The sequence below is a fragment of the Pseudomonas sp. PAMC25584 genome (assembly GCF_058135675.1).
In genome coordinates, this window is record NZ_CM176870.1 from 1,619,495 (window position 1) to 1,637,142 (window position 17,648).

General features: G+C 58.8%; 12 protein-coding genes and 1 riboswitch. Of the genes, 6 read left to right on the plus strand and 6 right to left on the minus strand.

The window, feature by feature from the left end:
• Nucleotides 1–6: 6 nt before the first annotated feature.
• Genes ACS5Q8_RS07490 through ACS5Q8_RS07505 form a run of 4 tightly spaced genes read right to left on the minus strand, consistent with a single transcriptional unit; the run spans nt 7 to nt 3,385 of the window.
• Nucleotides 7–732, minus strand: a complete 726-nt coding sequence (locus ACS5Q8_RS07490; RefSeq protein ID WP_247398062.1) for an urea amidolyase associated protein UAAP1 — start codon at nt 730–732, stop codon at nt 7–9.
• Complete coding sequence (locus tag ACS5Q8_RS07495; RefSeq protein ID WP_465160011.1) at nt 729–1,493, minus strand: ABC transporter ATP-binding protein; 765 nt, start codon at nt 1,491–1,493, stop codon at nt 729–731. Before ACS5Q8_RS07495 ends, ACS5Q8_RS07490 begins: the two co-directional genes overlap by 4 nt.
• Nucleotides 1,490–2,305: an ABC transporter permease gene (locus tag ACS5Q8_RS07500; RefSeq protein ID WP_253393967.1), complete on the minus strand. Its 816-nt coding sequence runs from the start codon at nt 2,303–2,305 to the stop codon at nt 1,490–1,492. Before ACS5Q8_RS07500 ends, ACS5Q8_RS07495 begins: the two co-directional genes overlap by 4 nt.
• A gap of 12 nt (nt 2,306–2,317) precedes the next feature.
• Nucleotides 2,318–3,385: a putative urea ABC transporter substrate-binding protein gene (locus tag ACS5Q8_RS07505; RefSeq protein WP_465160012.1), complete on the minus strand. Its 1,068-nt coding sequence runs from the start codon at nt 3,383–3,385 to the stop codon at nt 2,318–2,320.
• A 60-nt stretch (nt 3,386–3,445) separates the two neighbouring features.
• Nucleotides 3,446–3,547, minus strand: a riboswitch (guanidine-I (ykkC/yxkD leader).
• A gap of 313 nt (nt 3,548–3,860) precedes the next feature.
• Here ACS5Q8_RS07505 and ACS5Q8_RS07510 point away from each other — a divergent pair.
• Both ACS5Q8_RS07510 and ACS5Q8_RS07515 read left to right on the plus strand, forming a co-directional pair.
• Entirely contained in the window at nt 3,861–4,205 is a 345-nt protein-coding gene (locus ACS5Q8_RS07510; protein ID WP_276196951.1) for a hypothetical protein, read from the plus strand.
• Nucleotides 4,206–4,359: 154 nt separating this feature from the next.
• Complete coding sequence (locus tag ACS5Q8_RS07515) at nt 4,360–4,794, plus strand: DUF3757 domain-containing protein (protein WP_465160013.1); 435 nt, start codon at nt 4,360–4,362, stop codon at nt 4,792–4,794.
• Nucleotides 4,795–4,797: 3 nt separating this feature from the next.
• Here ACS5Q8_RS07515 and dspII read toward each other — a convergent pair whose 3' ends face one another.
• Nucleotides 4,798–5,910 carry an enoyl-CoA hydratase/isomerase DspII gene (dspII, locus tag ACS5Q8_RS07520; protein ID WP_465160014.1) on the minus strand — a complete coding sequence of 371 codons (1,113 nt, stop codon included), beginning with the start codon at nt 5,908–5,910 and terminating at the stop codon, nt 4,798–4,800.
• 136 nt (nt 5,911–6,046) lie between these two features.
• On the opposite strand from dspII, the gene ung reads away from it, so the two are divergent.
• The 4 genes from ung (at nt 6,047) to ACS5Q8_RS07540 (ending at nt 13,802) form a co-directional block, all read left to right on the plus strand.
• Complete coding sequence (gene ung / locus ACS5Q8_RS07525; protein WP_276196954.1) at nt 6,047–6,739, plus strand: uracil-DNA glycosylase; 693 nt, start codon at nt 6,047–6,049, stop codon at nt 6,737–6,739.
• Between the two features lie 230 nt (nt 6,740–6,969).
• Entirely contained in the window at nt 6,970–9,003 is a 2,034-nt protein-coding gene (locus ACS5Q8_RS07530; protein ID WP_465160015.1) for a hypothetical protein, read from the plus strand.
• 360 nt (nt 9,004–9,363) lie between these two features.
• Nucleotides 9,364–11,307, plus strand: a complete 1,944-nt coding sequence (locus ACS5Q8_RS07535) for a hypothetical protein (RefSeq protein WP_465160016.1) — start codon at nt 9,364–9,366, stop codon at nt 11,305–11,307.
• A 266-nt stretch (nt 11,308–11,573) separates the two neighbouring features.
• Nucleotides 11,574–13,802, plus strand: a complete 2,229-nt coding sequence (locus tag ACS5Q8_RS07540; RefSeq protein WP_465160017.1) for an autotransporter outer membrane beta-barrel domain-containing protein — start codon at nt 11,574–11,576, stop codon at nt 13,800–13,802.
• A gap of 109 nt (nt 13,803–13,911) precedes the next feature.
• On the opposite strand, the gene ACS5Q8_RS07545 is transcribed toward ACS5Q8_RS07540, so the two are convergent.
• On the minus strand, nt 13,912–17,517 hold the full coding sequence (locus tag ACS5Q8_RS07545; RefSeq protein WP_465160018.1) for a YncE family protein: 3,606 nt from the start codon (nt 17,515–17,517) through the stop codon (nt 13,912–13,914).
• Nucleotides 17,518–17,648: the final 131 nt, after the last annotated feature.

The following is a 17,648-nucleotide window of genomic DNA, read 5'->3' on the forward strand; positions in this document are numbered from 1 at the left end:
AGCTCCTCAGGCGAACAGGCGGTCGGTGTTGATAAAACCGCGCGCGTTTTCCGGGCGCGAGGTGCGGCAGTGTTCGGCGACGCTTGGGTCGGCGTTCATCCAGCTCAGTTTCAGCGGTTGTGGGGCGTATGCGGGGTTGGGGTCCATCGGGTGTTGCAGGGCGGTGAGCACCACCAGGGTGTCCATCGGTGCGTAGAGTTCGATGTAGTCGCCAGCGGTGGAATTGCCCGGCACGAAGTGCAGGCCACCGTCGTCATCCACGCTGACTTTGCTGAACAGGTTGAGGGTCATCAGCAGGTCGGACAGGCCCAGGCCCCACTTGCCCAATTCCACCAGCAGGTTGTCGGCGCCGTTGCGGTAGAAGCCGTTGCGCAGTTCCTGGTAGCGCCCCTGGCCGTACTTCTCGGCCACCTCGGCCGCGCACAGCACGCCGCCGATGCTGTCACTCCAGCCGCAGGTGTCGGCGGTGATCGCCGCCAGTACGCGGCCCATGTCCGAGTACAGGCAATGGCCGCGGGTGAGCTTGGCGGTGTGTTGGCATTTGAGGCTGTCGGGCAGGTTCAGGCGTTCGGTTTTTTCGTTGGCGTTGAGCAGGGTCAGGCTGACGTTGGCGCCGCCGCGAATATCGGTGAGGCGCAGCAGTTGGCCGCGCTTGAGCACGAAGGAACGGTGGCCGCCGCCGGGCAGCATTTCTTCGGCGAACGGCGGGAACAGTTGAGTCGAATCGGTCATTGGGAAGTCGCTCCAAGTTCGGCAGCGAGCGCCTTGCGGCGTGCGCTGTTCAAAGGGATGTCGTAGGTGATACGCGCGCCATAGGCGCCGGGGGCGTGGGGGTCGACGCGGACTTTGTCGAACACCAGCAGGCGCGTGCCGAGGCTGAAGCCTTCGCTGAGGTCGTGGGTGACCATGAACACCGTCAGCCGGGTTTCGCGCCACAGTTCCAGCAGTAGCTGGTGCATGTCTTTGCGAATGCCGGGGTCGAGGGCGCCGAAGGGTTCGTCCAGCAGCAATACGCGCGGTTTCATGATCAAGGCCTGGGCGATGGCCAGGCGTTGTTGCATGCCGCCGGAGAGCTGCGCCGGGTACTTATCGAGGGCGTGGCCGAGGCCGACTTTGTGCAGCAGCGTGGTGGCCTGTTCGCGGGCGGCTTTTTTGGCCTTGCCGAACAACCGTCCGAGCAACGGCGAGCGTGGTAGCTCAAGGCCTAGGGTGACGTTGTCGAGCACGCTCAGGTGCGGGAACACCGAGTAGCGCTGGAACACCACGCCACGGCTGGCATCCGGCTCGCCGGCGAGCGGTTGGCCGTCCAGCAGGATCAGGCCCTTGCTCGCGGTTTCCTGGCCCAGCAGCAGGCGCAGAAACGTCGATTTGCCACAGCCCGAGGTGCCGACCAGCGTGCAAAATTCGCCCTCGGCGACCTGCAGATTCAACCCCTCCAGCACCACCTGATCGCCATAGCGCTGCCACACGTTGTTGACGCTGATAAAGCTCATGCCCGCGCTCCTTCGTACCAGGGGAACGCGCGCCGGGTCAGGGCCTTGAGGCCCCAGTCCATCAGCCAGGCGAGCAGGGTGATCCACACCACGTAGGGCAAGATCACGTCCATCGCCAGGTAGCGGCGCACCAGGAAGATCCGGTAACCCAAGCCGTCGGTGGAGGCGATGGCTTCGGCGGCGATCAGGAACAACCACGCTGAGCCCAGCATCAGCCGCAACGAGATCAGCAGGCGCGGCAGCAATTGCGGCAACACCACGCGCAGCATCAGGGTCCAGGTCGAGGCGCCGAGGGTCTGTGCCTTCACCAACAGCTCCAGCGGAATCTCGCGTGCGCGCTGTTCCAGGTCGCGGGCCAGGCACGGTGTGACGCCGATGACGATCAGCATCACCTTGGACAACTCCCCCAGGCCAAACACGATGAACAGAATCGGCAGGATCGCCAGCGGTGGCACCATCGACAGCACCGTCAGCAACGGTGACAACGGCGCGCCGAACAACGGCAACGTACCGGCGGCAATGCCCAGGCACAGGCCGGCGAGGGCGCTGATGCCCAGGCCGAGCGCGAGGCGGCGCAGGCTCGACGCGCTGTCTTGCCACAGTACGTAGTCGCCGGTGCGGCTGTCGGCGCTGAACGCCAGGCGCTTGACCGCCTCGAACATTTGCCCGGCACTGGGCAGCAGCTTGTCGTTGGGGTTATCCGCCAGGCGCTCGGCCGAGCCCACGAAGTAGGCGAACAGCAGCAGGGCGAACGGCAGCAGCACCAACAACAGGCGGCTGGAACGGTCCGGGTGACGGTTGATCAGGCGCATGGCCGGGTCCTCTTACAGCGTGCCGTCGGCGGCCATCTGCACGTAGCGGGGGTCGAATTGCAGCTTGAGGTTGGCTTTGTCGCCGCTGGTCACGCCGTTGGCGAAGCTCATGCCCACGGCGCTGGTGTCCTTGGCGCCTTCACCCAACAGGCCGTGTTGGAAGGAGAACTCGGCGACCTTGCGCATGGTCGCTGGCAGCTGTGCGCTGGTGGCGAAGGCCAGGGCTTCCTTGGGGGTGGCGAACAACTTGGTGGTGTCCAGTTGCGACTGGAACCCCTTGAGGTCGGTACCGGAGGCCTTGGCCATATGCTCCAGGGCTTCGCTGCTGGCGGCGCCTTTGGCGTTCATCAGCGCGACCACTTCGAACCAGGCGCCGGTGAGGGCTTTGCCCAGGGCCGGGTTGTCCTTGAGGGTCTGGGTGTTGACCACCATCATGTCCATGATTTCGCCGGGCACTTTGCTGGAGTCGAACACCTGGGTGACGCCGGGCTTGACGTTGATCTCGGAGAGCATCGGGTTCCAAGTCGTCACCGCTTGCACCTGGTCGGTGTTGAAGGCAGCGGCGATGTCGGCGTCGGAAGTGTTGACCACTTTCAGGTCTTTCTCGCTGAGGTCGGCCGACTCCAGCGCACGGGCCAGCAGGTAGTGCGACACCGAGAGTTCCACCAGGTTGACGTTCATGCCCTTGAGGTCGGCCACGGTCTTGCCGCTGCCTTTGAGCACCACGCCGTCGTTGCCGTTGGAGAAGTCGCTGACGATCAGTGCGGTGCTGTCGACGCCACCGGCGGCGGGGATGGTCAGGGCGTCCATGTTGGTCATGGTGCAACCGTCGAACTGGCCGGCAGTGTACTGGTTGATGGATTCGACGTAGTCATTGAGCTGCACCACGTCGATGCTGATGCCGTACTTCTTGGCCCACTTGTCGAGGATGCCTTGGCTGCCGGCATACTCCCATGGCATCCAGCCGGCATAGATCGTCCAGCACACGCTGAAGTGGTCTTTGGCGGCGGCTTGGGTCTGGACGCTCAGTAGAGCGGCAAAGGCGGCGGCGAGCAGGGCGGGTAAACGGATTGCGGGCATGGGGCTTCTCCAGTTGATCGAGGGCGAGCAGGAGCAACGCGGCACCGTGAACGGTGGCTTGTCTCCCGGGCTTTTATCCCGCCGTGTAACCTCAACTGGAGGTCGCCAACTCTCGGACCAGCCACTCGCGTTTCGCGAGCCGGAACCCTAGTCGGCCATTGCAAATTGTGGTGCCGCGAACCTGTGATGAATCCTGCACGCAAGAGACAAAGCGAGAGTCGTGCCAAGTAGGACGCGGGCGTGTAGATCGCGGGTTTGCGCGAAACGCCCCACGTCTGAGTGCGGGCGGGTGCGTTGCACTGGTGCGTCGCCGCACTGCAATGAGGCGCTCGGTTTGCCCGAAACAGATGTTTCAGTCTGTGTCGAAATCGCACCAGTTTCGCTTTTTGATGTCAGATGTTTCGTCATTCAGCAAACGCTGAATGCCGCTCCCCAGCGTCGCTGGCGGTGCTCTTTCGCGGTCCAGGAGGCCGCCATGTATCGACGACTGCTTCTTCTCGCTGTGCTCGGTCTGACCCTTTCTGCGTGCGTGCCCTATTACGATGGAGGCCCAGGTTATTACCGTTCCGAGGTCTATACCGCACCGGCCCCGGTGTATTACTACGGCGGCGGCCCGGCGTATCAATATCGGCGTGACTATTACCCGGCACCGCGTTACTACGCGCCCGCCCCGCGTTATTACCCGCCGGCGCCGCGTTACTATCCAGGGCCCCGCATGGGGTACCGGTCTTATCCAAACCAGGGCTGGGGTGATCGCTGGGGCAATGGCGGGCGTGGTCGCGGTGGCGATCATGGCGGAGGCCGCGGTGGCCATCGTTGACAGGTCTTGAAGACAAGCGGCGCAGGAAGCGCCGCTTTTTCGTGGCGTTTAGCGCTACTGTCAGATTTAACAGCTATTGTTTGGGGTTCTAGTGTATTCAACTGGGAGAGGCCGTTGCGCCTTTTCGATTGCCCAGTGAGCGAATGGAGCCCAGATGATCAGACAATTGGTGTGCGTTTTACTCCTGATGGTCGGTGGCGTTGCCCACGTGCAAGCGGAGCAAGGCTGCCCTTATCCCTCGGCAATCAAATATGTCGACGGCTACTTCCAGGCGACGGCTGGAACATTGGTGTGGCAAAGCCCGAAGATCGGTCATCGGCAGTTTGTCGACCAGTTTATTGGCGCCATTTTTACCCCGGGCTGGGAGCAGGATCGGGACGGCGGCTATATCGACAAGTGCAGCTACCTCACCAACGAAGGGCAGAGGGTGGACTTGCGATACGGCAGATCGGGGGAGGTGGAGACGATGTCGCTGACCGGCACGTTGCATTGGCGCCTCGCCAGCGACCCCTTCGACCTGCCGGTGTATATCTGCCAGGACAGTCAGCCGGACAATTGTTCATTCAGCGTTAAAAAGCCAAAAACCTGACTGTCAAAAGTAGGAGAAATCCGCAAGCGGATGGCGGCCTTCCCAGGCTTTGTTGAAGTGGGCCTGTACCACGGCTTCTGGAATGGCATTGATATCCGGCCAATGCCAGTGAGGCTTCTGGTCTTTGTCGATCAACCGCGCGCGGACCCCTTCGCTGAATTCCGGGTGGCGGCAGCAATTCAGGCTCAGGGTGTAGTCCATCTGGAACACCTCGGCCAGCGACAGGTGACGGACGCGCTGCTGTTGTTCCCACACCAGGTGCGCGGTCAGCGGGCAGCCTTCGCTGAGGGTCGTGCCGGCGCGGCTGAACAATGGGTCTGCGTGGTCGCGCAACAGGCTCAAGGCACGCCAGGCACAGCGCACGTCACTGACATCCAGCCATTCATCGATCTGCGCTCGGCGTGGCAGCCATTGCGCCTCGGGTTGCTGGTCGACGGCTTCCTGGGCCAAGGCCTTGAGCAGGCTGTTGAGCTGCATCGCGGTCTGTTCCTGCCAGTTCAGTTGCAGCAGGCCTTCGAGCAGTTCGTCTTGCTGGTCCTCCCGCAGGAAACGGTCGGCCAGGCCCAAATCCAGCGCGTCGCGGCCGTTGATATGCGCGCCGGTAAGGCCGAGGAACAACCCGAGCTTGCCTGGCAGGCGCGACAGGAACCAACTGGCGCCCACGTCCGGGTACAGGCCGATGCTGATCTCGGGCATGGCCAAACGGCTGCTGGGGGTGACGATGCGCACCGATGCGCTTTGCAGCAAGCCCATGCCGCCGCCCAGCACATAACCGTGGCCCCAGCAGATCAACGGTTTGGGGTAGGTGTGCAGGCGATAGTCGAGGCGATATTCCGCCGCAAAAAACTGCGCGGCCAGGTCCGGCACCACGCCGGGTTGTTCGCGGCAGGCCTGGGCCAGGCTGCGCACTTCGCCGCCGGCGCAGAACGCTTTGGGCCCATTGCCGCGCAATAGCACGCAGACGATGTTCGGGTCTTTGGCCCAGACGTCCAGGCGTTCGCCCAGGGCCAGGATCATCGGCAGGGAGAGGGCGTTGAGGGACTTTTCGGCGTCCAGGCTGGCGATGCCGATGCGAGCGCCACCGCTGCCGGTCAGCTCTTCGAAGTGCAGGTTCATCGTGACCTCAATCGGGAAGGTGAAGATTCAGTATGATCGCTTCATGGGAAAGCGCCGGTTGTGTGTCAGATCAATTGACAAGCGGGGTCGGCTTTCCTAGGGTTCGCCTCATTCTTTTTTACAAGACAAGTCAATCATGACCGAAGGCGACCGTATCAAACTCGAACCCAGCTGGAAACACGCCCTGCGCGATGAGTTCGAGCAGCCCTACATGACCCAACTGCGTGAGTTCCTGCGCCAGGAGCACGCGGCCGGCAAGGAGATCTACCCGCCTGGCCCGTTGATCTTCAACGCCCTCAACTCCACGCCGCTGGACAAGGTCAAGGTGGTGATCCTCGGCCAGGACCCCTACCACGGCCCCGGCCAGGCCCACGGCCTGTGCTTCTCGGTGCAACCGGGCGTGCCGGCGCCGCCGTCGCTGGTCAATATCTATAAAGAGCTCAAGCGCGACCTGAACATCGACATCCCCAACCACGGCTGCCTGCAACGCTGGGCCGACCAGGGCGTGTTGCTGCTCAACACCACCATGACCGTGGAACGCGCCAACGCCAACGCCCATGCGGGCAAGGGCTGGCAGTTCTTTACCGACCGGATTATCGAAGTCGTCAGCGAGCACCAGCCGCATTTGGTGTTCCTGTTGTGGGGCGCCCATGCGCAGAGCAAGCAGAAGCTGATCGATGCGACCAAGCACCTGGTGCTGACGTCGGTACACCCGTCGCCGTTGTCGGCGTATCGCGGGTTTCTGGGCTGCGGGCATTTCAGCCGCACCAACAAGTTTCTTGAGCAAAATGGTGAAGCGCCGATTGATTGGGTGTTGCCACCGGTCTGACGCTAGGGCTGCGATGAAAGACTGTCTTTTGATATAAGTTTTTGATATTTAAAGTATTTTTTGTTTTTCATGGCGCACCCTTTTTCTTCAGTTGGCGGATGTACCTGTTAGTTCTGACAGTATTCACCTTGAGCTCAAGCGTATTAACTATTCTCTCTGACCTCCGGATCGGGTAACCCCCCAGGCGGTGGTCAATGGCCGTTTTTTGAAGATCGCCAAGGAGACTAGACATGACCGAACCGACTCCGCTTACCTCGAAACCCCGCCGTAGGATAGACCCCGGTGTCTTGGTGCTGGATGCGCCCGAAGCGCCTGATGCGTTACCCCTGGAGGCAGATGATACCGGCCATAAAATACCGGTGACCTTTCAAAGCACGGGGTTACGGGTTGAGGTGCCCGCGATGTGGTCCGGTGCTGACCTTCTGGACCCCGGGGATATCACTCTCGTTGAATGGCTCTTGAATGGCGTGCCGTTTCAGAGCAAAAGATTGACGGCGCCTTATGATGCGACCGACCTTCCCGATGCCGATGGTTTGGTCCCTCCAGCTCTGATGGATGTTCCTGGTCTGCATCGCTTGCAATACCAAGTGATATTAAGAGAAAGCAGCGGGAATGACCCCGTTCCTTCATTCGTCACCTTGTTGGACAGTGACAAGGTCGGGCCCAATCAGGGGCAGCGCGGTACGCCATTACAATTCGATATTGATATTCAGACCCAGGGTGTCACCGATGCGTATCTTGACAATCCCGCCAACAACGACAGGGTTGTCGCGACCATTACCCCAGCGTGGCTGGACATACGCCTAGGCGATGTTGTCGAGGCTGACCTCACGCCACTGCCTTTCAGCAGGCCTTTGCGCAAACGCCCACGGCAACTGACCGTGGTCGCCACCACGACTATCGTCCAGGCGCACAAGGACGGCACTTTGCCCATTGAGATTCATTTCCCGGGCGACTTTCTGCGCGGTTTGGCCAATCGGGAATACAACGCCCATTATTACCTGCGAGACCGCTCGGGCCGCGAGTCTGGCCCATCGCGTACCGCCGTGCTGTTAATCAATCTGACGCCCACGCCCGTCAACCTGCCGATTGTGGATATCCCTCAATTGGATGATGGGTTGATCAACCTCAGTGACGCCCGTGAACTTGGCGGCGTGTTTATGAATATCCCTGAAGTGTTCGGTACGGCACCGGGCGACTTTCTCCTGCCCTCATGGGATCTTAACCCCCTGTCGCCTATCCAGATTGCTGATGTTCAGCACTGGCCTATCACGGTGCCCATCCCGTATGCGGTTTTGGCCAGTGGTGGCGCTGAGTTCGTCCGTGGGACCGTCAGGGCAGAATACCGCTGGCAGCGTGGCACAGCGCCCGCCAGGCCATCGCCCATCCGGTTTGTGCCAGTAGACCTTACGGTTGCCGGCGCCGTGAGCCCGAATAATCCAAACCCCGTCAACCAGTTACTGGAGTTGGTGACGGTCAAGGGTAGGGATGGTGACAACCGGTTGACCATCAATGACGTGGGGTTACAGGTGCGTGTGGTAACCCGCCTTTATAACGCGCCTGTTGCCGGCCAACTGCTGGAGTTAATGGTAGGCATCCATCCCGACCCCCTCGCGACGTACCAGGTGCTAGCGAGTGACGTTGCTGGGCAGGAAGTCGAGTGGCTAGTCGATTGGGATGTGATTGAGCCTTTGTTGATTGGCGGCACGGTCCCCTTCTTCTATTGGACGTTCAACGGTGTTAACCGCCAGCGTGCGCAAGACACCCAGGTGGACGTCAATATCGTAGCCATCGTTGACGTGAAAGACCTTGAATACGTAGGGGTCGACTACGGTCCAGGGCCCGATGCAGGGTTTATCGGTTGCGCGTTGCGGCCTTGGGTGAACGGCGTAGGTGTCTACATACCCGCAGACAACCGCTGGGACGATGGGGATGAGGTGGTTTTGCACTGGGCAAGCTATGCAAACCCGAGCGGAAACCCAGGCGGCATTATCCCTGAAGCGGTTCAGATGTTCAGTCATACGTTGACGGCGGAGGAGGCCCGTGACGGGTATGAATTCCGGGTGCCGTTCGACCCCTATATCCTGCTTCCAGGGTTGGTGAAACCGCCGGCAGGTGAGCTTAATCCTCGACATGGCTCTGCCGTAGCACGCTACCAAATTATCAAAGCCGGTGGAGGCGGGATGGGCTACTCCCCATTTAGGTTGGTGTTTATCAAGTTGATTCGGCCGGGTGGTGCGCCGCCTTGCCTGTCGGACGATTAAACCGCTTCGGAAGGGCGCAATGCCCTTCCGTTTCTTGGGCGGGTTGATTATTAAAAACCAGTTGAGCCGCGTTAGATTATTTTGGTGTTAAGGGGCCACGGTGAACACTCCGTTATTGCGCTGCTGATGCAATTTGTATGTTCGTCGGCAGGCAGCACACTTGGGCGGGGGGGCGATACTGTCAAGTTTGACAGTTACGGGGCGACGATTAATTTCATTTAATAAGTGGGCTGTCAGCAACTATACCGACTCGGCGGTGTTGATGATTGTTGGTGTATTCCGAGAAATGATACCTGGGTGTGCAGTCACGCAGAGGTTTTATACCCGGATAGATACTTTTCCTTATCAGGAGTTTTAATCATGTCCAACAAAACGCCTCCGATTGTTAATAATCAACCCATCACTCCCAATGAGGACTGGGATGATCCCGACAATGATCCCTCTTTGCATGAGGCTCCGATTGTTATTGGTTTGCTTCAACCCGTCCCGGGGGATCCTCACAGGAATGTCGTGCCACGGGCGATGCAACTGGCGGGGCTTGTACTGAGACTTCGTCCGTGGAACCGGGGTACTGAAGTGGAGGATGAAATACTTAGCGTGTTTGTAGACAATAAGCGTGTGTTTATAGACTTCTATCCGCGGTTGGACCCCCTGCCCGATCCCGTCGTTATTGATCTCGGGCCTAAGTCCGCGCTACAAAGCCATGGGGTCAAAGACATCGACGTCCATGTGATCAACTCCTCTGGCAACCCTGAAGACTACAACACCCTGCGTGTTTATGTAGACGTTCAGGACCCGAACCAAAACGTACAGCCCGGTATCATTGAATTTGAAGACTACGGTTCTGAGCTGACCCCCGGCTTTCTGGTCGGAAAGACTGGCTTGACCTGTACCATTCCTGAACCTGCAGACCGTCGCGGTGGTGACACCTATCGTATTTGGGTGGGGGACTCCACGGTTTCACTCGACGGTACTGTGCCGCTGACGGGGCCCATTACTGTCATTATCCCAACGAATATTATTCTGGCGAAAGCCGGTGTGATTGAAGTTGCTTATAGCCTGACTGATCGGGGCGGTACCGCCACTGTTCGTTCCCTTCCCAACTATGTGCGAGTCAGCCTCAACGAAGCACCGGTATTTGGCACCATTTCGGTACTCGAAGGGCCGTTGATCGATAAGGAAGAAGCGCGTAACGGCGTGACGGTTCGACTGCAAACGTTGACCGGCCATCTGCCAAATGATGTTTTGGTGGCTCGCTGGGGGACAGTTGAGATCTACCGTCAATCTATTGGCATGGCCATTGTCCCTATTGATATTCCGGCAAATTATGCCGCTATTGCAGACGGCGGCAACTTCTACACGGCGACTGTCCAACTCACGATTGAACGCACGGGGGGGCCAATCTACCCAGCGGCACCGGTGATGGTGGATGTTGACTTGCGTGAGCCGGGCACCACAAACCCTGGTGAAGGCCCTGTAGACCCCGCCCTGGCTAAACCGCAGCTTATTGGCGGCGGGCCGCTGCCCAGCCCGCCCAACCGTCTCTCTGAAAAAGATCGTGGTTTTGATGCAACGGCCACTTTCCTGTTGCCAGAGGGGTTGGAGTCAGGTGATTTCATTGATCTCGTCTACAAAGACATAGTGGTCGGCACCTACCCCGTAACAGGCACAGAGGCGGTAGGGTTTCTAGTGCCTTTTACGGTGGATTGGGACGATATTGACACTGTGGGCAACGGTACCATCATGCTGTATTGCGTCATCCGGGATGCCGTCAATTACAAACACTCGCCCCATGAAGATGTCATCGTGGAAATCTTCAATTTGGCAGGGCTGGCCGATGCGGCCTTTATCAGATTCAGGCCCGTCACAGGCAATCCCAACTACAACGCGCTCATCAATTGTACGCATGTTCCATGGACGGGCGTTCCCATCAAAGTCCTGGACCCTTTGGTGCTCGAGGTGAATGACAGGGTCATCGTTGAGGCCACTCGGTATGCTTTCCCCCTGGTTGGGATGCCTATCGGCGCGCCTGTCGGCACACCCGTGGAGAGTGCTGAGTTCACGATCGACAGCAGCCATGTCAACCTCGGGCTGGACGTGCCCCTGAATTTGAATGCCTGGTTCGAAGACTTCACGGGGACTAACGGTCGAGGCATTGTCGGCATACGTTGGAAACTCTTTCGGCCCTCGACGGGAGACCGGGGTATTTCCGACGAGGTCCGGGCAGGTTGGGATCTTTTCAGTACCGGCAGCACACCTCCGACCTGTGTTCCTGGTGCGACCCGTCGCAGCGGAACACTTTGATAGATGACTTGGCCCGCGCTCCTCTCGTGAGGGGCGCGGGCCTTTCTATTTAAGCGGTGAACTATCGCCGTTATTACTGGATACCTTAAGGAAAGTCCTACACGCATTGGGAACTCAGGTCATTAGTCTCTGCGCCGTGGAAAACGGAAACCTCTTCGATACGGGTTCCGGGTTCAAACTGGCACTTACTTCTGAGACTACATGACATGACTTTTTCGGCTTCTCATTGTTTTCGTTATTCGCGTTTATCGACCTTTGTCAAACTTATGGCTGTTGCGCCGTTGTACCTGCTGAGTCAGCAGGCGTTTTCAGCGGTGATTGTGGATGGCGGCATTGGCAGCGGCAAACTTGACGTCGGCCCTGGAACCGCTGCCCAGGAATATATTGCCCGCAATAATGCAACCCTCAATGTCACCACGGGTGCTGTTGTCAAACGCCTTCAGGCTACCACCGGGTCGACGCTGAATGTGACGGCCGCCACGGTGACCTCTGCTGATAGCACCCAGCCGGCGATTTCGCTCAGCAATTCGACCGCCACGATTTCGAACTCCCAGGTTACGAGTCATAACAATGGTGGTTTGAACGTCGCTCGTCAGGTTGACACCACCACCGGCTCCTATGCCCAGGTAAACAGCAGTGGGATCACTGGGGCGACTTATGGCGCCAACGTCACCTCCCACAGCGTGCTGGAACTCAACAACTCGGTGCTGACCGGGAAAAGCCGAGAGGGCTTGAGGCTGCTGGGTGGCTCGGCCATCGCGACGGGCAGTGAGATTACCGGCGCCACCAGTGGTGTTCGCATGGGCCGTGATACCTTGACGGCAAGCGAGTCGCCGCATTTGACGCTGGACGGTTCTCGGGTGATCGGTCTTAACGGCCCGGCGATCAACGTGGACGGCCCGATCACGGCGGAAATCGACATACTGAATGGCTCTACCTTGAACGGCCAGAATGGCAACATGCTGGAGCTGACCGGCGGCGGCAATGCCAACATGCGCGTCAACAACAGCGCCTTGGCCGGCAACATCCAGGTGGGTGCGGGCAGTGCCCTCGACCTGAGCCTTGACGGCGCATTCATGAACGGCGACGTGATCAACACTGGTGGCAACGCGAGTGTCGGTCTCAACAACGGCTCGATCCTTACCGGCCGCCTGGAGAACGTCGACAAACTGGCGATCAACAGCGACGCCACCTGGGTGATGGTCGACCACCAGCAGGTCGGCGACTTGTCCCTGAGCGGCGGTAACGTCAAGTTCGGCGAGACCGGTACGTTCTACCAGTTGGACGTGGCCAACCTGTCGGGTAACGGCACCTTCATCATGAGCGCGGACTTTGCCACCCTGACCGGCGATTTCCTTAACGTGACCGGCACTTCGTCGGGCGACCACAAACTGCTGATCGCCAGCAGCGGCGCCGACCCGTTGAGCGGTGACCGCCTGCACGTGGTACACACCGCAGACGGTGGCGCCCAGTTCAGTCTGATCGGCGACCGCGTGGATGTGGGCACCTACTCCTACAGCCTGATCAATGAAAACGCAGGCCAGGACTGGCTGCTCGACCCGGACAGCAAGGTGATCAGCCCGGGCACCAACTCGGTGTTGGCGTTGTTCAACGCAGCGCCCACTGTGCTCTTGGGTGAAATGACCACCCTGCGTACCCGCATGGGCGAACTGCGTTTCAGCGAAGGTCAGTCGGCCGGGTTCTGGACCCGCGCCTACGGCAACAAGTATGAAGTGTCCAACGACAAGACCGGCCTGGGTTACAGCCAGTCGCAACGCGGCTTCGCGCTCGGTGCCGACGCGCCGGTATCGGGTGGCGATGGCCAGTGGTTGATCGGTGCAATGGTCGGTCACAGCACCTCGGACCTGGACTTGAAGCGTGGCAGCAGTGCAACCATCAACAGCTACTATGTAGGCGGTTACGCCACCTGGCTGGATGCCGAGAGCGGGTTCTACTTCGACGGCGTGCTCAAGTTCAACCGCTTGCACAACGAGTCCGATGTGGCCATGAGCGACGGCAAGAAAGCCAAGGGTAACTACACGCAAAACGCGGTGGGCGCCTCGGCGGAAGTCGGTCGCCACATCACACTGGACGACGGTTTCTTCGTTGAACCGTATGGTCAACTCGCTGCCGTGATCACCCAGGCCCAGAGCTACACGCTGGACAACGGCCTGGACGCCAAGGGTGACCGCTCCAGCACCGTGATCGGCGAACTCGGTACCACCGTGGGGCGCAATATCCAGCTGGAAAGCGGCGGCGTATTGCAGCCGTACTTGAAGGCGGCGGTGGCCCACGAGTTCGATCAAAGCAACAAAGTGTTCGTCAACGACAACTCGTTCAACAACGACTTGTCGGGTTCGCGCCTGAAACTGGGTGCGGGTGTGGCGATGTCGGTGTCGCAGAACCTGAAGCTGCATGCGGATCTGGAACACAGCACGGGTAAGAATATCAAGCAGCCGTATGGGGTGAATGTGGGGTTGCGGTATGACTTCTAAAAAGCCGTAGTGCTCGGTTGTGGTTTAAACGGGAAAGTTAGTAAAAAAGCCCCGCATCTTAAGATGCGGGGCTTTTTTTGGGTTTTAAAATAGATTGCAGGTGCCTAGTTTAAATATCCACCACATCTACGGTCGTGCCGGCGGAGTTTGAGACATATGCTAACTTTCCGTCGGGCGAGATCACAATATCAAATGGTTGATCAAAACCGTCAATAGCACCCTCGACCTCCTCTGTATCTGTATTGATGACTATAACGCGGTTATTCGCCAATTCTGTTACATAAACTCGCGGTTGGGTGGGGTGAAAGGCAGCGTTTTGAGGCGCCATGATCCCGGTCAGGGATTTGACCACTTTCAGTTGGTCTTCACTGGTATCGAAGATGAGGACCTTGTTTTCGGTCGATACGGGCACGTAGAGTCGTTGGCGGCTTGCGTTGCTGGGGCTGTGGGCAAGCCCAGAAGCGTATCCGGAGTTGCCAACGCTTTGAGTACGTTGGCCACTGCTTAGAATGAACCGTTCTGTGACGGTACCTGTTGTAAACAATGCTGTGCCGTTTGGGTTAGTTGTGATCGCGCGAGCGGGGGATGTTCCGGTGTAACTTCTGTCTAAGGTGTTGTTAGCTGTGACATAGCCAGAGGTTACATTGCTACCGAGTCGCGCTATAAATACTCGTGAGCCGCTGGGATTAAAGGCAATATCGCCAGCATATCCGAAGCCAGGGAATGGGCTTGTCCAAGTGTTGGTAGCTGTATCGAAAACGCCAAGACTTGTATTGCCCGTGTAGAGCTGATTGATCGAGAAGTACAACTTTGGCTGTGTAGGGTTCAGACCTAAATATGCAACGGTCCCATTAGCCGGGGAATTGCGGGTTGTATAGCTGGGGAGGTCGATAATAGTACTGCCGAGCGAACGCGAGAGCGCGACACAGATCATTGAGCCATCTCGATTCATTTTTAGCAGCTTAGGGCCATTTCCAACGTTGATACTACGAATGATCTCCCCCGATCCCTTACGCGTCACATAAGTGGCCACCTTGAAGTACTGGGCCGTTTCCAGGCTGTTGGATTCATCCATCGATACGAAGGCTACGACCTCGACCTTGCTGTTGTTATCCAGGCTCGACAAATAGCTGGCGGGTATCAGGTCAAGCGTGCGCCCGGCATTGAATTCCGCCGATGTCACGCCGACCGCAAGCCGCAGGTCGCGATTGGTCGTGCTGCGTAACTGAATCCACACGGGCTGCCCGACCCTGCAAAACGGCCATTTATCAATCCGCACGTTGTTCGCCACCGCCGTATTGATCACCCCACCCGAGGCTTCAGGAATGCTGACCAAGTCGAAATCCTGCTCCGACAGGTTCTCGACTTCCAGCGTCAATTCCCGGGACGGGGTGGTGGCGCCGTCGCGAGTCACCTCGAAAAATACCCGGCACGTGCGACCCAGGTTTGCCCCTACGAATACGTTGGTCGTGGTGAACGTGATGTAATCCGTCCCTGCATCAGGGATGCCGGGTTTCATCGGGATATTCGGTGTCCCAATCCCGAAACCGTTTGCTCCGATGATGTGCACTTTGACGTTATCGCTGGCGAGCATGGCATAGGTCACGCGGACCGTGACAATGGCAGGGCGCGGCGGCAGTACATGTTGGGGGTTGATCGAGGCGAGGCTGGGCGGCTTGATCGGGGTAGCCTCCAGTACGACCGGTTCTGGCAACTCCAGTGCGCCGCCTACGGTAATCACCAGGTCATGGGAGATGAGCTGGCGTGGCTGTCCAGGTGCATCGACGGTGTAGTAGAGGCGTGCCGAACCGTTCAGGTTATTCAGGACGATATTTCGGGGAATCGTGAAGGGCAGGTCGGTCCCCAACCAGTTTGAATCGATCGGGAAGGCGATGGGCGGATTGCTGCCGCCCGCCTTACTGCCCTCAAAGTGCAGGGTCACAACGGCATTCAGTACGAAACTGACATGGTGGTGAACGGTGACGTTCAGGTTGGCCTTGCTGACGAGCGGGTTGAACACATGATCGGGCGGCACAGCCTGCCGCGTGGTCGGGGCGAGCAATGAGGCCTGGGTCTCGCCGATACTGAGCTCCAGTCGACGTGATGGCGGCCGATTGTTGACTCGGTAATAAAGCACGAGAGAGCCGCCATCCAACTGAGCGATGGGCCCGCTGGGGCCGTTGGGCAAGTCAAAGTAAATGTTACCGGTGCCTGCCATATCGCTGTATTCGGCGTAGTAAGGCTTGCCATTGGCGAAGGTACCTTCCAGTACCAGCGTGACGCGATCGTTGGAAAGCTGGCCAGGGTAGGGCTTGATGAGCACTTCAAACGGGTTGACGGTGGGATCAGGCAGCGTGCCGCCAATGGCGGCATCAACAATGGGGGCTGCCAGGCCGGTCTCGACGGGCGTGCCGATGATGTTGAGTTTCGCGCTCTCGGAGTTTTGCGGTAGAACGCCTGTGCGTATGCGCTGATAGGTTAGCTGAATGCGGCCTTTGACCAGCGGCAGGATGTCTGCGAACGGCCAGGGGATCTTTGCGGTGAGGATGGTCGGTGAGACGACCGGGAAATCGTAAAACGTGATAATCCGAACACCATCGGCGGTGAGGCCGTTGACCCTCACACGAATCGTATCGTTGGCGAGATAACCTTCATTGCGTACTGCAACAATAATCGTCGCCGGTTTGCCATCGAGCGCATCGGCATCGAGTTGATCGTGACCGTCGGCATCCTGCTCGGACTCATCAATATAGGCTTGACGCAGCAGCGGCTGCGTCCCATTGTCAAGGCGCACCTCCAGTTCTTGGTCGGGTGAGAACCCTAGGGACGCGTTGCCTACCTCGTCGATAACGTTGTATTCACAGATATGAACCCCGCTGCCCACGGTGGCCCAGGTGCTCGCGTAGACCCAGATGGTAATGGGTGCAGTACCCGCAGCTTCAAATTCGCTGACACTGTGTTCAACCACCACCCCGCCGATGCTCAGGCGAATGCGATCTCGTACCTTGCGGTGGTTGACGACCGGTAGCCCGCGGTCCACCGGGTAATAGTCGATGATCACCGGTACGCCTTTACCCGCGGTGTCGCTGTCCACGCCAAATTGTATGACGTCGTCGGGAAATATCGGCTTGGGCAAGTTTTCGTTTTGCCCTGTGTTGGCTATCGGGTCGCGGCCACCGGGGTGTTCGATGTCAACCTTGATATTGAAGCGTTTGGTCTGTTGGCCGTTGCCTCCCAACGGTGTTACGAATGCCTGCAGCGTATTGCCTGCCTCCCGGATGAAACGCTCGCTGGGTGCGTACAGGACAATCTGCGTGCCTTTGACGGCTTCGTCTTCGGTCACGGTGTGAAAACCAACCCGATCGTCGTTGAGCTTCAACTCGATGAAGTCGTTTTCTGCCTGGTTCAGGTAGCTGAACAGAATGCAGGTGACACCTTTGTCACTCACCTCCAGCGCCGCCCAGTTAAGCCCGCCGTCGAAACTGACGACAGGGTTACTCAGCGTCGGCAGGTACAGGGGAAGGTCGGCGAACGGCGTCTGGCGAAACGACTGAGGGGTCAATACCGCGCCGTCGACTTGAGGCAACGTGAAGCCTTCCGGCCGTGGCTCGTCTGGCTCGCGTGTGCTGTATTGATCGTTTGGAGGATCGTAGGGCAACACGGGCAAAGCGTCGTTGGCGGGAATGAGCGCTTGGTCATCGGAGACTGTAGTCATGATCGTAATCCTCAGCAGTTGATTGGACGACTGACGCGAGGCGTCGGCTCGTTCGATTCAACGCCGTGAGCCAGGGGCTGCCTAGCTGTGAGAAATGACAGTGCCGACGAACGGTAAACCCCGACTTGTCC